The 15815-nt window shown below is 62.7% G+C and carries 13 protein-coding genes; 1 reads left to right on the top strand and 12 read right to left on the bottom strand.

Annotated elements, in window-relative coordinates; genetic code table 11:
• Positions 1-4: 4 nt before the first annotated feature.
• The 11 genes from PQR40_RS15390 to PQR40_RS15340 form a co-directional block, all read right to left on the bottom strand.
• Entirely contained in the window at positions 5-856 is an 852-nt protein-coding gene (locus PQR40_RS15390; protein WP_408230613.1) for a carbohydrate ABC transporter permease, read from the bottom strand.
• Entirely contained in the window at positions 856-1854 is a 999-nt protein-coding gene (locus PQR40_RS15385) for a carbohydrate ABC transporter permease (protein WP_408230616.1), read from the bottom strand. The genes PQR40_RS15390 and PQR40_RS15385 overlap by 1 nt, the downstream gene beginning before the upstream one ends.
• Positions 1851-3032 (bottom strand): ABC transporter substrate-binding protein, encoded by a 1182-nt coding sequence (locus tag PQR40_RS15380; protein ID WP_408230793.1) that lies wholly within the window; start codon positions 3030-3032, stop codon positions 1851-1853. The genes PQR40_RS15385 and PQR40_RS15380 overlap by 4 nt, the downstream gene beginning before the upstream one ends.
• Before the next feature lie 106 nt (positions 3033-3138).
• Positions 3139-4290 carry an ABC transporter ATP-binding protein gene (locus PQR40_RS15375; RefSeq protein ID WP_408509309.1) on the bottom strand — a complete coding sequence of 384 codons (1152 nt, stop codon included), beginning with the start codon at positions 4288-4290 and terminating at the stop codon, positions 3139-3141.
• Positions 4291-4310: 20 nt separating this feature from the next.
• Positions 4311-6419, bottom strand: a complete 2109-nt coding sequence (locus PQR40_RS15370) for a hypothetical protein (RefSeq protein ID WP_408509308.1) — start codon at positions 6417-6419, stop codon at positions 4311-4313.
• 88 nt (positions 6420-6507) lie between these two features.
• Positions 6508-7548, bottom strand: a complete 1041-nt coding sequence (locus PQR40_RS15365) for a LacI family DNA-binding transcriptional regulator (protein ID WP_408230625.1) — start codon at positions 7546-7548, stop codon at positions 6508-6510.
• 853 nt (positions 7549-8401) lie between these two features.
• Positions 8402-9094, bottom strand: a complete 693-nt coding sequence (gph, locus tag PQR40_RS15360) for a phosphoglycolate phosphatase (RefSeq protein ID WP_408230628.1) — start codon at positions 9092-9094, stop codon at positions 8402-8404.
• Between the two features lie 23 nt (positions 9095-9117).
• Complete coding sequence (locus tag PQR40_RS15355) at positions 9118-9882, bottom strand: HAD-IA family hydrolase (protein ID WP_408230631.1); 765 nt, start codon at positions 9880-9882, stop codon at positions 9118-9120.
• Positions 9883-10012: 130 nt separating this feature from the next.
• On the bottom strand, positions 10013-10432 hold the full coding sequence (locus PQR40_RS15350; protein ID WP_408230634.1) for an ExbD/TolR family protein: 420 nt from the start codon (positions 10430-10432) through the stop codon (positions 10013-10015).
• Entirely contained in the window at positions 10423-11226 is an 804-nt protein-coding gene (locus PQR40_RS15345) for a MotA/TolQ/ExbB proton channel family protein (RefSeq protein WP_408338118.1), read from the bottom strand. Before PQR40_RS15345 ends, PQR40_RS15350 begins: the two co-directional genes overlap by 10 nt.
• A 21-nt stretch (positions 11227-11247) precedes the next feature.
• The gene (locus tag PQR40_RS15340; RefSeq protein ID WP_408509307.1) at positions 11248-11985 is read right to left on the bottom strand and encodes an energy transducer TonB; all 738 of its coding nucleotides are present in this window, start codon (positions 11983-11985) and stop codon (positions 11248-11250) included.
• A gap of 215 nt (positions 11986-12200) precedes the next feature.
• Here PQR40_RS15340 and PQR40_RS15335 point away from each other — a divergent pair, with 215 nt between their 5' ends.
• Positions 12201-13307, top strand: a complete 1107-nt coding sequence (locus PQR40_RS15335) for a YVTN family beta-propeller repeat protein (protein ID WP_408338122.1) — start codon at positions 12201-12203, stop codon at positions 13305-13307.
• 61 nt (positions 13308-13368) lie between these two features.
• On the opposite strand, the gene PQR40_RS15330 is transcribed toward PQR40_RS15335, so the two are convergent.
• Entirely contained in the window at positions 13369-15735 is a 2367-nt protein-coding gene (locus tag PQR40_RS15330; protein ID WP_408509306.1) for a TonB-dependent receptor, read from the bottom strand.
• Between the last annotated feature and the right edge of the window lie 80 nt (positions 15736-15815).

Below are 15815 nucleotides of genomic sequence, written 5' to 3'. Positions count from 1 at the left end.
GCGTTTATCCTTTGGTGGCGCCCATCGTCAAACCGGCGATGAAGTCCTTTTGTTTGAGGAAGAAAATGAGAACCGGCGGCAGCGCGGCAACGAGCGAGCCGGCCGCGACGAGATGCCATTGCGCAACCCATTGCCCGTTGAGGGCTTTCAACCCGGCCGTGACCGGCATCGCGTGATCGCCCTGGATCAGCACCGTGGCCCAGAAGTAGTCGTTCCAGACGAACGTGAAGATCAGGATCGACACGGCCGCGACGGCGGGCCGTACCAGCGGCAGGACCACCTTGCGGAAGATCTGGAACTCGGTGGCGCCGTCCATGCGTGCCGCGTCGATCAGTTCACGCGGCAGATCCAGAATGAAGTTGCGCATGAAGAACGTGCAAAAACCGCTTTGAAACGCGGTGTGAAACAGCACCAGTCCGAGCACTGAGTCGTACACGCCGAGCCGCAGGCTCAGCGTGCGGACAGGCACCATCAGGATCTGGAACGGCACGAAATTACCGCCGACGAACAGGAAGAACACCGGCAGATTCAGGCGGAACCGGTAGACGCCCAGCGCGAAACCGGACAGACAGCTCAGCACGACCGCGCCGGCCACGGCCGGAACGGTGATCAGGAAGCTGTTGACGATGTAGCGGGCGAGCGGCGTGCCCTGAAAAATAGAGACGTAGTTCGAGACAACCTGCCACTGGGTGGGCATGCCCCAGTAGTTGCCCGAGAGGATGTCCGCCGGACCGCGAAGCGAGGTGAGCGCAATGGCGATCAGCGGCAATAGCCAGATGACGAGCGACAGCGGCAATGCAGTCCGGTACAGCCATTGGACGGGTTTGCTGGCTTGTGCGATCGGTGTCGGGAACATCAGACGTGCTCCTTTTCCTGCCGGTAGATACGCACCAGCACGAAGACGATATACACCAGCATGATCAGGAACAGCACGGCGGCAATCGCCGAACCGTAGCCCATCCGGAAGCCATACTCGCTGAGCGCCTGCTCGTACATGTAGTACGCCAGTACGCGGGACGATCCGTACGGGCCGCCTTGTGTCATGATCGAGATCATGTCGAAGCTGCGCAGCGCGCCAACCACCGTCACGACGACCGCGATGAAGGTTGCCGAGCGCAGTTGCGGCAGGACGACCCGCGTGAGCATCGACCATCCTTTGGCGCCTTCGAGGCGGGCGGCTTCGATCAGGTCGGCGCGTACGTTGTTGAGGCCGGTCAGATAGAGAATCATGCAATAGGCGATCTGCGGATAAAGACCCGCGATGACGATCCCGTAGGTCGCGTACCGGCCATCGGAGAGCACCGCAATGCCGTGCAAGCCGAGTCCGTGCAGGAGGTGAGCGAGCAGGCCGTTGGTCGGGTCGTAGAACCAGCTGAAGACGAGCCCGATGACCGCCTGCGAAATCACGAACGGAAAGAAGAACAGCGATTTGATGAGGCGAATGCCGAATACGTGCTGGTTGAGAAACAGCGCCATGAACAACCCGGCGGGGATCGCCAGCATGAAGCCGACCAGCCAGATCAGGTTGTTCCTCAGCGCTGCCCAGAAATCGGGATCGTGAAAGAGCTCGACGTAGTTGGCGAAGCCGATAAAGCTCGCTTTACCCAGGCCGTCCCAGTCGTAGAGACTGAGCGCCAGTGACTGGACGATCGGCACGACCACATAAATCGTGAACGCGATCAGTGCCGGCGCGAGAAATAGCCACGGCGCCAGCGAACGCTGATGGCGCTCCCAGATCGACGCAAGACTGAACCGGGACGCGCGTGGCGCGTCCTGTTGCGAAGCGGGCAGGCGCGGGTGAGGGGGCGGATGAGGATGAGCGTACTCACCCGTGCGAGAATGCCGGTCGATCATTTGTAGACTCGCTGGCGCACCTGTTCGAGACGGGTCAGCACCGCTTCCCGTGAATCGGGCTGCAGCATGTATCGCTGGAATCCGTCCATCCCGGCCTTGGCCATCTCGGCTTGTGCATCGCGGTCGTAGAACTGCGACAGTCCGGCCGCGTCGGACAGCATCGCCGCGCCTGCTTTCAGATACGGGTCAGTAGGCGGCGGGGCGTTCCGGTTGACCGGCAGCTCTTCGGTCATCGCACCGAATTTCGCCTGCACGTCGGCACGTGACATGTAGGTCAGGAAGCGTCTCGCGTCGACCTTGTTCTTCGCTTTGGCCGGGATATGGACCGTTTCGATCGGTGCTTCCTCAGCGCGCGGCAGGTTCGGCGTGATGGCGGGAAAGGGCATGAAGCCGAGCTTGTTTTCGTCGAGACCGGCCTGCTTCATCGGCGCGACCGCGAAGGTGCCCATCAGGTACATCGCCGCTTCGCCCTTCACCAGCGCCGGCACCGCTTCTTCCCACGTGTACGAAGCGTGATTGGCGAGGAAGTAGCCGGGCTTCGTCAACTCGTCCCAGCGGTCGAACACCGCCTCAACCCGCTTGTCGGTGTACGGCACCTTGCCGCTCGTCAGGTCCATATGGAATGCGTATCCGTTGACCCGCAGATCCAGATAGTCGAACCAGCTCGCGGTCGTCCACGTCTGCTTGGTTCCGATCGCAATCGGGGTGATGCCGTTGGCCTTGAGCTTCGCGCACGCATCGAGCAGTTCCTTCCACGTGGTCGGCGGCTGGATGCCCAGCTTCGCGAAGAGGTCCTTCCGATAATAGATGCCCCACGCGTAGTAGGTGTAGGGGATGCCCCATTTTTTCCCGTTGAGCGTCATCGCAGGCGCGGCACTTTTGAGCGTCTGGTCCAGACCGTTTTTGGCCCAGATATCGGACACGTCGTCGAACAGTCCTGCATTGACGAACGGCGCCATCCGATGCCCTGCGTACCACGTCACGACGTCGGGCGGTTCAGCGGAGAGGAAATTGCGAATCGAGGTCTTGTAGCCCTCGTTGTCGAACGTATTGAGCTTCACGTCCACATCCGGATTCTCGGCGCTGAAACCCTTCACGACCGCGTCGAAGGCGGCCTTCACCGAGGTGTCGGATGCGTTGGAATTGATGACCAGCGTTCCGGCGTGCGCGCAGGACATCGCTGCTGCAAGCAGCAGCGATACGGTAGCGATTCGTGTCTTGTCGATGATTTTCATGGTGTCTCCTCCAGTTGCGTACTACGTATTGGTTGTCACGCGTTGGTTGTCACGCAGGCAGCGCGATCGGGACCGGCAGGTCTTCGGTGCAGCGCGTGAGCGCGTCACCGTGCTCATCGAACGCGTGCAGGGACGCGGCGGGTATCGATATCGGCAGCCGTTGCCCGGTATAGGCACTGGCGCTGCCGGGCAGCTTGATCGTCCAGGGGGCGGGCGCCTGGCCGTCGCGCAGATAGACGTAGGTACTTTCGCCCAGCCGTTCCTGCCACTGGACGTCACGCATCAGATGCTGGCAGCCGGTGCCCATGCCGGCGTCTTCGGGGCGAATGCCGAGCGTCAGCGTTTCACCCGGCTGCAAGCGCCGCGCATCGACGCAGGCCGTGAGCGTTTCGCCGGTTTCGAGCCGGACCTGTGCAAGCCGTTCGCTTGCCGACACCAGCCGGGCAGGTATGAAGTTCATCTTCGGCGAGCCGATGAAGCCCGCGACGAAGCGATTGCGTGGCCGGTGATACAGCTCGAGCGGCGGTCCGCATTGCGCGATGCTGCCTTCCTTTTCGACGGCGGCCCCCGCATTGAGCAGCACGATCCGGTCGGCCAGCGTCATTGCTTCGACCTGGTCGTGCGTCACATAGATGCTCGATGCGCCGTCGATGTCACGATGGATTCGTGCGATTTCATGGCGTGTCTGCAGGCGCAGCGATGCGTCGAGATTCGACAGCGGTTCGTCGAACAGGAACACGCCCGGCTCGCGGATAATCGCGCGTCCAATCGCCACCCGTTGCCGTTGTCCACCCGATAGCGCCTTAGGCAGGCGATCCAGCAGGGGCTCGAGCTGCAACGCGCGCGCCGTCGCATTCACTTTCTCGCGTATCACATGCTTGTCGACCTTCGACAGCGTCAGTCCGAACGAGAGATTTTCATAGACGGTCATATGCGGAAACAGCGCGTAGCTCTGGAACACCATCGCTACGCCACGCTTTGCCGCCGGCACGTCGTTCATTCGCGTGCCGCCGATGAACAGGTCGCCGCCCGTCATCTCTTCCAGCCCGGCGATCATGCGAAGCAGCGTTGACTTGCCGCAGCCCGACTCGCCGACGAATACGCAGAACTCGCCGGGTGCGATGTTCAGGTCGACGTCGCGGATGACGGCCGCGTGGCGGCCGTAGGATTTGTTGACGCCCTTGAGCGTGATGCTTGCCATGGTGGCTCCCCAAAGGTGTTTTATTGCGACTGCGCGGACGTGTCGGACGCCTGGCCGGAGCCCGCACGCACGAGGCAATTCGACGGTGCCTGCACCACTACTGTCTGTCCGGGTTGCACTGTGACGTCCGCATAGGTGAAGGTGGGACCGCGCGGGCCTTCAGGCTGCGCGATCCGTCCTTCCCGGCGTTGCCCGCGGACCGTCATGCAGAGGTAGGCGCCGGGAACGCCGGCATGCCAGATATAGGGCGCCGCATTCGCCGGGCTGCTGTTAGTCAGCGTGCTCTGGGTCCGGCCGTCGTGCCGCAGCGTGATCGTGCCGCCGCCGATCGGAATACCCGCTACCTGGAGCCAACCGATATCCGACGGCAACTGCGATACCGTGGTGACGTCATGGATGGCCGCGTCGGGCTGGATGCCCAGCAGCCCCTGGACCACCTGGCTCACGAGTGTGAAGGACGTCTCCGGATAATCCCCGTTGAGGAAGCCACCGGAGTGCAGGTCATTGATGCGGTTGTAGACGTACTGCATCCACGCCCATGCGGTCGTGCCGTCGTGTACGGTGAAGAACGCATCGGGCAGGTACGTGACGGCTTCGAGATTCGGGGGCGTTGACGTGAGCGCGGTGGCGTTGAGCCACGACATGTACTGGTCGCGGCGCCCGCCGGCTTCCATGATGCCCTTCATCGGCGCGAACCAGCTCATTTCGGCGCCCCACGCAGAGGAACCGACCGATTGCAGGTTGTAGCTGCGGATCACATTGGCGTAACTGCCTGGGTCCACGCTCCACGTTCTGTTGTAGTACGTGAAGAGATCGGCGGCCTTCTGCGCATAGGTTCGCGCCGACACCACGTCGCGTCTCGCGGCGGATAACGCGGACATCGCGAGATACGCCTGGTACTGGGTGGAGACCGCATCCGCGGCTTCGACCGGGTCGTCTCCGGCGCTTTCGTTATAGCTCGCCACGCCCTGGAATATGTTGTTGCCGCTCGCCTGTGCGAGCGTGATCTGCCGGCCATTGACCCTGCCATCAGGAATCAGCCCGGTGTGGTCCGCGACGAACGCGCTGACCGTGTTCGCGACGAACGATGTCAACGCCGGATCGTTGACGTAGTCAGTGTCGCCGGTCCATCGGTAGCCGTCGTGGATGCGCTGCGTGAGATCGAACGGCGCGGGAAGTTCGCGGACGAAGTTCGAGTCGCTCTTATAGTCGGTGGTGCCGGTCGACCCGTCGAAGTTGATCGCCCACAGCGGGAAATAGCCGCGATTCTGCGTGGCCGATGCGGCAAACGCTTCGAGCATCGTCTTGTTCTGCAGGTCCAGTCCGAGCATATGGGCGCCGAGGAACTGGTGCGAAAAATCGCGCGAGTAGTAGTACGAACGGAATGGATAGCCAGCCCAGTAAGTCGGCGTGTAGACACCGGTGCCGCTCCCGCTCCGGTTGTTCTCGTCCATGTTCACGACGCCCGTCGCGCCGGTCTCGCGTACCCACGAATTCGCCTTCACCTTGGCCCAGTTGAACATCGCGACGACGGTCGGATTCGACGAACTGATCTGCGGATCGTTGGGCGCGGAAGGCACGACCTCGATGTCGTCGACGTTGACCCACGCGCGCCCGCTCGATGAAGCGAATGTGATGGTGACGGTGTCGCCGGCCGCGACGACGATGCGCGGCAGCGTGTACTTGATGTACTGGCTGGTCGCGACCGATGCCGGCAGCGTGATCTTCTGCTCCGGGCCGTTGCCGCTTCTGATCGAGAACGTGCCGCCGGTGCCGCCGGTCGATGCGGCGATCCACGCGGAAAAGTCGAACGAACCACCCACGGGTGCCTGGACGGACTGCGACACGGAATAGCCGTCGCCCTGATTGAGGAACACCGCATGTGTGCCCGAATGCGGGTTGTTGGATGCGCATCCCGCGCCCGAACTGACCACCCACCACGACGAGCAGGCGTACCCCGGGCCGGCCTGTTCGAAGCCCGGGTCGGCGAACTGCAATACCGGCGACGCGGCGGCTGCCGTTGCCGTAGCGAACGGCGCGCCGGCGAAGCACGCGGAAATGACCAGCGGGGTGAAAGCTCGGAGCCGAAGAGGCCGTTTCGGTGAGCCGGTATGCGCGTTGCTGTTCATGAGTCTTGTCTCCTCCGGGAATGTCGTGTCGGGCACGCTGCTGCCCACGATGTACGGCGTTGCTGTTCCGCTCTGCGGCGGGATCCTTTCAGGTCAGGTGCGCGCCGCAAGAACGCCTGACGATCAATGGCACGTCGGCCTTCACGTGTGCCTTCGCCGGCCGTTCGCCAGCCATGATTCGTAACAGCATCGCGGCCGCGTCACCGCCTTCGGTGAAGGGTTCCGTGCGCATCGTCGTTAGCGGCGGAGCGGCGTAGGCCGCAAGTGGAATGTCGTCGTATCCGACGATCGCCATGTCGTCCGGAATCCGCAGGCCGGCATCGCGCAGCGCGTTCATCGCACCGAACGCGATCGTGTCGTTGCCTGCGAAGAGCGCGGTCACACCGGACGTGCGCGCGAGGATGGCATGCATCGCATCGCAGCCGCTTTCGGCGCTGTAATTGCCGTACGCGATCCACGCAGGATCGATGTCGATTCCAGCTGTTTCCATTGCGTCGCGAAAGCCGAGCAGACGCTCGCGGACGATCGGGTAGTCGTCCGACGCGAAGCCGATGTGCGCAATGCGACGATGTCCGAGCGCCAGCAGGTGCTCGGTGGCGCGGCGCGCGGCGTCGCGGTTGTCGGCGTCCATGCTGTGGACGCTGTCGAGTTCGGTGAGATTCGATCCGAAGACGATGAGCGGAAAACCGGCCGCGGCGACGTCGTTCAGATACGTGAGGTCGGCGGCGCGCGGGTTCAGTACGATGAGTCCGTCGATCCGGCCACTGTCCACCAGATTCAGGAATGTGCCCGGCGGCGTCGCGTTGTTGAGCGGCTCGAACAGCACCTTGTAGCCACTCGCCTGGCAGGTCAGCGTGACGCCGGTCAGGAAGCAGGGGATGTAGGCGTCGACGTTCGCATGGACCTGATCGTCGTGCGGCATCAACAGCCCGACTGTTCGCGTGGCGCCGCTGACGAGCGACCGCGCCATCGCGTTCGGCACGTAACCGAGCTGCCGCGCGGCGGCGAGGACGCGCTCGCGGGTCTCGTCGCTGATGCCCATGTCCGACAGGTTGTTGAGCACGAACGAGACGGTCGTGCGTGACACGTTTGCCAGCTTGGCGACTTGGAGACTGGTGGCGCGTTTCATCGGTTTCCGGGTGAATCCTGTTGATGGCCGAGTGCGTGGCTAACACGTGTTAGCTGTAAGGCGAAAAAAATGGCTGATCGCAGCCTTTGCGCGAGGCCGCTCGGCGGTAATGCCGAACTAACGCGCGTTAGTAGCTTATGCGAGGAAGGCGACGGAAATCAAGCTCTGGGTTCCTGGGGAATTCCCGGGGTGCGCTGCCCAGCGTTTAACGAACTCCGGCGTATAACGCTTCATGAGTGAACCTGCTGACGCATATCGACTCCGGCAGAAGTCGTGGGCAGGGATGCGAACGTAATCAGTCAATGATGGGTGTCGGGATGATCTTTACAGCGAGCGATGCCTGTCATGTGTTCACAAGCGATCCCGGCAGTATGATTTGCATGGACGGCGATTTCAGATGTTGGACCGGAAAGGGAGTCGCAATAGTGCTGACATTGGGCACGGACGGCACGAACGAGGCAGAGATATTTATAGACGTGTTCGATCAGCTATCCGAAGGATTGGGCCACGTATATTCGTTTTCATTCTTTCGGTTGCGCTGACAGCAATCGCATTGAAGCTCCTGCGAGGGGTTCGGCACCGAACGCAGTGGAGTCTGGGGGCCGGGTGCATGCCGTGACCTCGGGGTTGACCGGGTAGGGATGCGACGCGGTAGGCGCGGCTGCGTCGGCCACGCCTGCGTAAGAGATGACGGGAGCGACCGCTGCGTGGGGTTTGATGCCCGCAGCGGCGACTCTCGGGACGCGGCTCGACGCGAGAGCCCGGTTCCCGGCGCGTAAGCCCGGCAGAGAACTCCAGATATGCGCTCTTGGCGCGCGCTTCGACTGTTTGCAAACCCATGTTCGCCATCGCATCAATTACGTCGTCCAATACGCGCGCCCCGGGACGCTAGAATCGCGGGCATGGCTGCGAGCGAATCGATCCGGCCATCGCATCCCAGTGCCGCCGAGCCGTCTGGCCCGGCATAGCCATAGCTCACGATGAACACCGGTAGACCGGCCGCCCGTGCGGCAGTTACGTCGACCGGCGAATCTCCGACCAATACACTGTTTTCAGGTTCCACGTCGAGTAGCCGGCACGCGTGCCACAGGGGGGCGGGATCGGGCTTCATTCTGGCGATCGAGTCCCCGGCGACCAGCACATCCAGATAGCTGGCGAGCCCGGTCATGAGCAGGAGCGGCGCGGCCAGCGCCTTCGGTTTGTTGGTGACGCAGGCCAGCCGGTAGCCGCGCCGCTGCAGTTCGCCGAGACCGGCGGCCACGTGGGGGAAAACGCGGCCGAGGCGTCCGTTGGTTTGTGCATAATGGCGATGGAATACCGTCAGCGCATGCTCGGCGTCGACCTGCCGATCTAATCCGGCCGCCTCCAGCGAACGTCGGACCAGGTTAGGGACGCCCTTGCCGATAAAGCCGCTGACGGTCGCAAATGGCAACGGCGCCGTACCGAACTCATCGAGCATACGGCTGACCGCCTCGACGATGTCCGGCGCGGTGTCGATCATCGTGCCGTCCAGATCGACCAGCACGGCCTTGGTCCGCGCGTCCATGACGAAAGGCTTCTGACTCATACTCAGGCAACCTCGGTCAGCGCGTGGCGATGCCAGTGACGCAAGGTGGCGAGATCCACCCAACCGGGTTGTTCATCCGGCACAGAAGAAGGGACCGGCGCGTGCGGCTCACCCAGGTGGGGCAGCACTGCCAACGCGCCGTCAAAATTATCTTGCGACGTGTACGCGGTCGTCGTAACGACGGTGGGGACGCCGGCTGCGCGTGCCGCGCGCAGCCCATTTGCGGAGTCTTCGAAGGCAATGCAGTCCGCGCCTTTCAGACCAAGCTGCCGAAGCACGTCGAGGTAGACGTCAGGTGAGGGCTTCTTCACGTGGTTCGTGCCGGCATCGCAAATCGCGGCAAAGCGTGTGCGCCACGCGGGTCCGAACGGCGTCTGCAGCAACGCGTCGAGGTTCGCGGGTGTGGTGGTCGTTGCGATTGCCACGGGAATGGCGGCTGCTTCCGCCTCGGCGATCAGACGCGCAATGCCCGGCCGAAACGGCAAGCCGCCGTCGCGCACGCGCGCTGCGTAATGACGGGTTTTGATCGCATGGACGGCGTCGATCACGTCGTTCACGCTCGCGCCGTCCGCTTCGTCCAGGTCGGCAACGTGCCAGTAATGCAACAGGCGCTCCTTACCGCCCGCCACCTTGAGAAGACGTGTGTAGAGCGCCTCGTCCCAGAACCAGTCGAGACCCACTTCGGCGAAGGCGGCATTGAACGCCTGCAGATGGACGGTCTCAGTATCGGCAAGTGTGCCGTCGACGTCGAAGATCAGGGCTTGCATGGTCCGGTCCGCTGCTGGGTTCATGTGCCCACGATAGCGGAGCGCGATACCGATTTGAATTCAGAGATTCTTTGGATTCCGATAAGTCATTCTTTAAGTGTTCGCGCTGCATGTCCGCCGGACCGCCGCGTTACTTCTTCGCCCGAGGATCAGTCACAAAAGCAATTTTCGTCAGCCCACCGGCCTGCGCGGCTGACATCACGTCGGCGACGCGCTCATAAGGCACTTTGCGGTCGGCGCGCAAATGCAATTCGGGTTGAGGCTTCGCGTGGGCGGCTTCGGCGATCCTTGCACGCAAAACGTCATCGGCCACAGAACGGCCGTCCCACAGAATCGAGCCGTCCGCCTGCACGGCGACATCCAGATGCGCGGGTTTGACGTTGTCAGGCTGGCTGCTCGCGTGCGGGAGATCGATCTTCACCGCGTGTTGCATCGCTGGAATGGTGACGAGAAAAATGATCAGCAGCACCAGCATCACGTCGACGAGCGGCGTCATGTTGATTTCGTTCATCAGGCCGCTTTCGTCGTCGGAGAACGGGGTCATTGCCATTTGAGCGCTCCGTCGTTCGTGCCGTCATTGGCTCCGTCATTTGGTCCGCCTTTGGTTCCGGTAACACCGCGCGGCACGATGCGCATGTCAGGGCCGGTACTCGACGGCAGTTGCGATCCGGTTACGAAATAAGCATGCAGTCCATGCGCGAAACGCTTGAGTCTGGTCACGATCGACTTGTTGGCGCGCGTCAGGCCGTTGTATCCCAGCACCGCGGGTATTGCCACGAACAGGCCGAAGGCCGTCATGATCAGCGACTCGCCGACCGGTCCGGCGACATGATCGATCGACGTCTGGCCGGTCTCGCCAATCAGGACCAGCGCGTGGTAAATGCCCCAGACGGTCCCGAAGAGCCCCACAAACGGCGCAGTGCTACCGATCGACGCCAGCACCGCCAGGCCGCTTTGCATGCGTGCGATGGCGTCGTCCATCGTGTCCTGCAGGCGGCGCGTGATCCAGTCCGATACGTCAATGCGGTCGTGCAGATGCGTCTGGGTTTGCTGATGATGGGCCGCGGCTTCCTCGCCGGCCAGGGCGAGCGCCAGAAGTGGATTGTCGCGCTGAGCCGACCCCGACGCGTGGGCGCCGAGGCTCCTGAGTCCATCCTCGAAACGATCCGAGCGCCAGAATTGCGCTTCGGCCTGGTGTGTCACGCGCTTGATCCGCATGATCGTCCATAGCTTGACGAGGATCACCGTCCACGACAGGACCGACATGATCAGCAGCGTGCCCAGAATGCAACGCGTGACGATATCCCCGTTTTCCCAGACATTCGCGAGGCCGTAGTGGTGCATGGTCGTTTCCTTTGACTCAGGTTAGTCGGTCAATCCGAAGACGAACGATTGCGAATAGGCGGCACGTATCGCCTCGCCGTTTTCCCTGTACGGTTGGCAGACGCCGGCGTGGATGGCGGCGAGCGCGGCATCGTCGAGCCGGGGATAGCCGCTGCTCTTTTGCAGCTGAGCGGTTTCGATATGGCCGCTCAGGCCTACTACGAATCGAACTATCGCGGTGCCGCTTTCATTACGACGCTTCGATACGTCGGGATAGTCCGGTTTGGGGATACCGCAGTCGACGTGCGATACGCTCTTTGGCGTGCTCGACGCAGGCATGGTGAGTTCGGTAGCGGATGCATTCGTTGCCGGTGCTGCGGGCGAGGGCGCAGCGGCAATGGGCGGAGCTGCTGGTCCCGGCGAAGGCGCAGTGTCTCTGGACGGCGATGCGGTTGGCAAAGTCGGCGCAGGCGCTGCGGCACTGCGCGGCTCCTTGAGCCGAGGCTGAGGCATGGGTTTGCTCCGTATCGGAGGATGCCCGGTTTGCGGCGCTGCAACCACGGCGGCCGGAGCGGGCACAGCAGGCGCAACAGCCTCCGGCTCATCCGTCAACAACGCCGCGACGATGGTCGGTTCTTCGACCGTCCGCTCGGCCATCCTGTCACGCGCCGCTAACGCCCACACGAGCAGCCCCGCATGAGCGGCGATCACGGTGCCCAGCGCCACGACGATCCGACGGCGCCGTGCCGCATCGATCGCGGTATATCCAGTCGTCGCCATTGCAAGCTGCAGCATTACGGTCGAGGCCTCGCATTGGCCACCTCCGCGTTCATTTTCCACCCCTGCACAGCGTTTTAGAACTGCCGCTGGCCTCACCGCATCAATTCGGGAAAATCTCCCGCCCGATGTCCGTTGTCAAACGATCCCCGGATGGACTACTTTGCTTGAATGACGCGAGTTTTCGCGGCGCAGCGATTTCACTACGGAGTACAACAATGCTGGAGACACGGTTTCGTATCAGAACCCCAAAACGTTCCCTCGCTTTCGCTGTCACCACCGCCGCCGCCACGGCGTTCACGCTCGCGCTCGCCGCGAACACGGCCAACGCCGCAGCCCCAATGGCCTACGTGACAAGCGAGAAGGCCGGTGTCGGCGTGATCGACCTGGATCAGATGACGCTGGCAAAGACGTTTCCGGTCGGCGCTGACGGTCCGCGCGGCCTGAGTCTGAATGCGGATGGCACACGGCTTCTCGTGGCCAACAAGAATACCGGCGACATGGCGGTGATCGACACGGCCTCGGGTCAGGTCGTTCAGCGCGTGAAGATCGGCAAGAACCCCGAATATGTGCGCGTGCACAACGGCTACGCGTACGTGACCTACGAGCCCGGCGAAGAGGGTGGACCGCCCACGGCCAATAGTGCACCCAACGGCAAACCGGGCGCCGAAGACGACGACGCCAGCAAGCCGCCGGCGGAAATCGCGATTATCGATATGAAGACATGGCGTGTGATTCGTTCGGTGACGAGCGGCCACGAAACCGAAGGCATCGAATTTTCACGCGACGGCGAGACGATGCTCGTGACGAATGAGGGCGACGATACGGTCTCTGTCTATCACGCTCGCACGGGCGCGCCGGTCAGAACCGTGAAGCTCGCGGCAGGCGGCCGGCCACGCGGCATCCGCTTGTCGCCCGACGGCAAGGACTATATCGTCACGCTCGAATCGCTGAGCAAGTTCGTGGTGATCGATGCGCGCACGTTCCAGGTCGTCAAGACCGTGGATACGAAGCTCGGACCGTACGGGGTAGCGTTCGGGCCGGATGGCAAGCGGCTCTTCGTCGCCGCGGCGCGCGACAAGATGGTCCAGGTTTTCGACGGGCACAGCTACGAGCATGTCGCCGACGTACCCGTCGGACAGCGTTGCTGGCACTTCAGCTTCACGCCGGACGGCGCGAAGCTGCTGGTGGCCTGCGGGCGCTCCGATGCGGTCTACGTACTCGACGCGCAGAACTATCAGCCGATCAAGCAGATCGGCGAACTGCCGCTAGCCTGGGGCATCGTCACCTATCCGCATAGCGACGGCTCGATCGAATCGCATTGATCGTCCGTTGCGCGTGAGTCGATCACTCGTCGATCGACTCACGCCCGTCACCCTTATCGCACTACTTCCACGCGTAGTGCAAACCGACCCAGAAGCCACGCGGCGCGCCCGGCCCGACGAACTGTTCGTTGGTCGGGTTGGCGCCGTCGAACGTATGGTTTGGGCCGTTGAAGAAGTTTTCACCGAGCGCGCCGAAACTCGCGTAGCGCTTGTCGAACAGGTTCGTGATGCTCGCGAAGACCTGCAACTGCTTGGTCACCCGGTAGGAGGTGTCCAGGTCGATCAGCAGATAGCCTGCGATCTTGCCGTTCGCATCCTGGTTGTTTTCGTCACCCTGTGCATAGACGCTGCCTCGCCAGGTCAGGTTCGTGCCGATGTTCCACTTCGCGGTGGCTGCGTAGTCGAGTTGCAGCTTGACGGTGTTCGCCGGAATGCTGGGAATATGATCGCCCGGCTTGACCGTGATGTTGCCATTCCCATCCGCACTCGAGTTGCTCGGACTGCTTTCGGTCCAGCTCGACCGGTAGGTCGCGTCGACGTAGCTGTAGCTGGCCGTGGCGGCGAGCGGCCCGAACTGGCTGTGTCCGGACAGTTCGACGCCTTGCCGGCGTGTGCGTCCGACATTCTGGAAAAAGCCCTGATTGCTGGTGGCGCCATTGGTGCTGATGAACTCGATATCGTTGTCGAGCGTCGTGCTGTAAGCGGCGGCGCTCCAGGTCGTCGCCTGGCCTATCCGTCCGCGTGCGCCGATTTCGAAGGTCTTCGAGATCACCGGCTGGAGCGACGGATCCGACACGAAGTCGTTCGGCAACGAGCAGGGCGCGGCGGGATCGGCACAGGCCAGTTCGATGGCGGTTGGCGAACGCATGCCTTCGTTGTAGGTCGCATAGGCCGTGAAAGCGGAAGTCGGATTCCAGTTGATACCAATCGCCGGATTGAAGCGGGAGAACGTATGGTGGCCGTCGAGTTGCGGCTGCGTGCCGCTCGAGTCGCCGATCGTGGCATCCGCCCAGTTGTAGCGTCCGGCGAGCGTCAGCGTCCATTGCTTCGTGAACGACAAGGTATCTTCCATATAGATGCCGTAGTTGCCGTTGTGAGTTTTAGCCGCGGTCTGCTGCGCGAAATCGCCGATGCCGACGGTCGCGCGTGAATCGGTGAAGACTGCGTCCTGCGAAGACTGGGTGTACTGGGAGTTGGCAATATCCGCGGACACGCCCGCGACGAACTGGTTCTCCATCCCGCCGAGTTTGCCGAGCAGCGTGAGTTGCAGGCTTGCGCCATAGCTGTCGGTCGAGACGACCGATTTTTCGTTGGTCGCTTCGCTTGTATCGATGTTGCCGTTCTCGTCCACCGTGCCGAAATTCGAATTGGTGTTGCTGCTGACGTTGTCGTTGCGGAAGTGCCGGTAATACAGGTTGCCGCTCAGTTCGACGTGGTCGTTGAAGTAGTGATCGCCCGACAGCGTCGCGTAGACGGCGCTGTTCAGATTCTGGTCGGGGTACGTATAGGGCTGCTTCGGATTGCCGAGGAAGGACCGCGGAATGGTCTGCGTGCCATGCAGATCGTTGTCGGCGCCACCTGCCGAGAACGATAGCGTAGTATCGGCATCGGTATAACGCAGCTTGTCGAACGCTTGCCGCACGCGGCTGGAATTCTGCTCCGCCCAGCCGTCGTCGTTCGCCACGCTGCCGGTCACGTAGTAATCGAGATTCTGGCCGATGGTGCCGCCCTGTTCGATCTGCGCGGTCTTGCGGCCCCAGGAGCCCCCCGTTACCTCGGCCTCACCGCCGGGGCTCGTCTTGCCGTTTTTCGTCGTGATCGACAGGGCCCCGCCCAGCGTGTTGAGCCCATAGGTCGGATTCGAACCGGGGATCAGCTGGATCGTGTCGATCGCCTGTTGCGGCAGCAGGTCCCAGTTCACCACGTCGCCGAACGGTTCGTTCACGCGCACGCCGTCGACGAATACCGAGAGGCCCTGCGGTGTGCCGAGCAATGGCGACGCGGTGAAGCCGCGGTAGTTGATGTTGACCTGATACGGATTGCCCTGTGCATCCGCGATATCGACGCTTGGCAGGTTCTTTGCGAAGTAGTCGGTGAGCGTGCTGCGGTGCTGCTGTTCGAGGTCTTGCGCGTGAACGGTCTGCACATTGGCGGGCACTTGCGACAGCGGCGTGCCGATGCCGAGAAGCGGCGTGGTACCGACCACGACAATCGGCGCGAGCTTCACCACGTCAGCAGCCGGGCTCGCGGCGGCGGGCGCGGTGGACGATGCCGCCACTGCCGGCGCGGCCGTTTCGGCCTGAGCCCATGCCGCGACGGACAGGCTCGCAAGGGCGCCGCCGAAGCAGAGGGTGAGGCCGGCACGCCGCCGGAAACGAGGTAAGTCCGGTAAGCGAGGTGTGCGGCGCGCGCGGGATGGCATGCTCATCGTTTTGTCTCCTGCCGGGTCGACGCTATCTTTGTTAGCGCCGCCGCGTTGAGGCTTGCGTAGCGCTTTCTTTCGATGTG

This window comes from Paraburkholderia sediminicola, from assembly GCF_046026855.1.
Classification (GTDB): Bacteria; Pseudomonadota; Gammaproteobacteria; order Burkholderiales; family Burkholderiaceae; genus Paraburkholderia; species Paraburkholderia sediminicola_A.
This window is presented reverse-complemented; position numbering and strand designations above follow the sequence as displayed.

What these genes read in the sequence shown, in the direction of transcription:
- PQR40_RS15390 (WP_408230613.1), bottom strand. Translation starts at nt 856, where the DNA reads ATGTTCCCGACACCGATCGCACAAGCCAGCAAACCCGTCCAATGGCTG.
- PQR40_RS15385 (WP_408230616.1), bottom strand. Translation starts at nt 1,854, where the DNA reads ATGATCGACCGGCATTCTCGCACGGGTGAGTACGCTCATCCTCATCCG.
- PQR40_RS15380 (WP_408230793.1), bottom strand. Translation starts at nt 3,032, where the DNA reads ATGTCCTGCGCGCACGCCGGAACGCTGGTCATCAATTCCAACGCATCC.
- PQR40_RS15375 (WP_408509309.1), bottom strand. Translation starts at nt 4,290, where the DNA reads ATGGCAAGCATCACGCTCAAGGGCGTCAACAAATCCTACGGCCGCCAC.
- PQR40_RS15370 (WP_408509308.1), bottom strand. Translation starts at nt 6,419, where the DNA reads ATGAACAGCAACGCGCATACCGGCTCACCGAAACGGCCTCTTCGGCTC.
- PQR40_RS15365 (WP_408230625.1), bottom strand. Translation starts at nt 7,548, where the DNA reads ATGAAACGCGCCACCAGTCTCCAAGTCGCCAAGCTGGCAAACGTGTCA.
- gph (WP_408230628.1), bottom strand. Translation starts at nt 9,094, where the DNA reads ATGGACGCGCGGACCAAGGCCGTGCTGGTCGATCTGGACGGCACGATG.
- PQR40_RS15355 (WP_408230631.1), bottom strand. Translation starts at nt 9,882, where the DNA reads ATGCAAGCCCTGATCTTCGACGTCGACGGCACACTTGCCGATACTGAG.
- PQR40_RS15350 (WP_408230634.1), bottom strand. Translation starts at nt 10,432, where the DNA reads ATGGCAATGACCCCGTTCTCCGACGACGAAAGCGGCCTGATGAACGAA.
- PQR40_RS15345 (WP_408338118.1), bottom strand. Translation starts at nt 11,226, where the DNA reads ATGCACCACTACGGCCTCGCGAATGTCTGGGAAAACGGGGATATCGTC.
- PQR40_RS15340 (WP_408509307.1), bottom strand. Translation starts at nt 11,985, where the DNA reads ATGGCGACGACTGGATATACCGCGATCGATGCGGCACGGCGCCGTCGG.
- PQR40_RS15335 (WP_408338122.1), top strand. Translation starts at nt 12,201, where the DNA reads ATGCTGGAGACACGGTTTCGTATCAGAACCCCAAAACGTTCCCTCGCT.
- PQR40_RS15330 (WP_408509306.1), bottom strand. Translation starts at nt 15,735, where the DNA reads ATGAGCATGCCATCCCGCGCGCGCCGCACACCTCGCTTACCGGACTTA.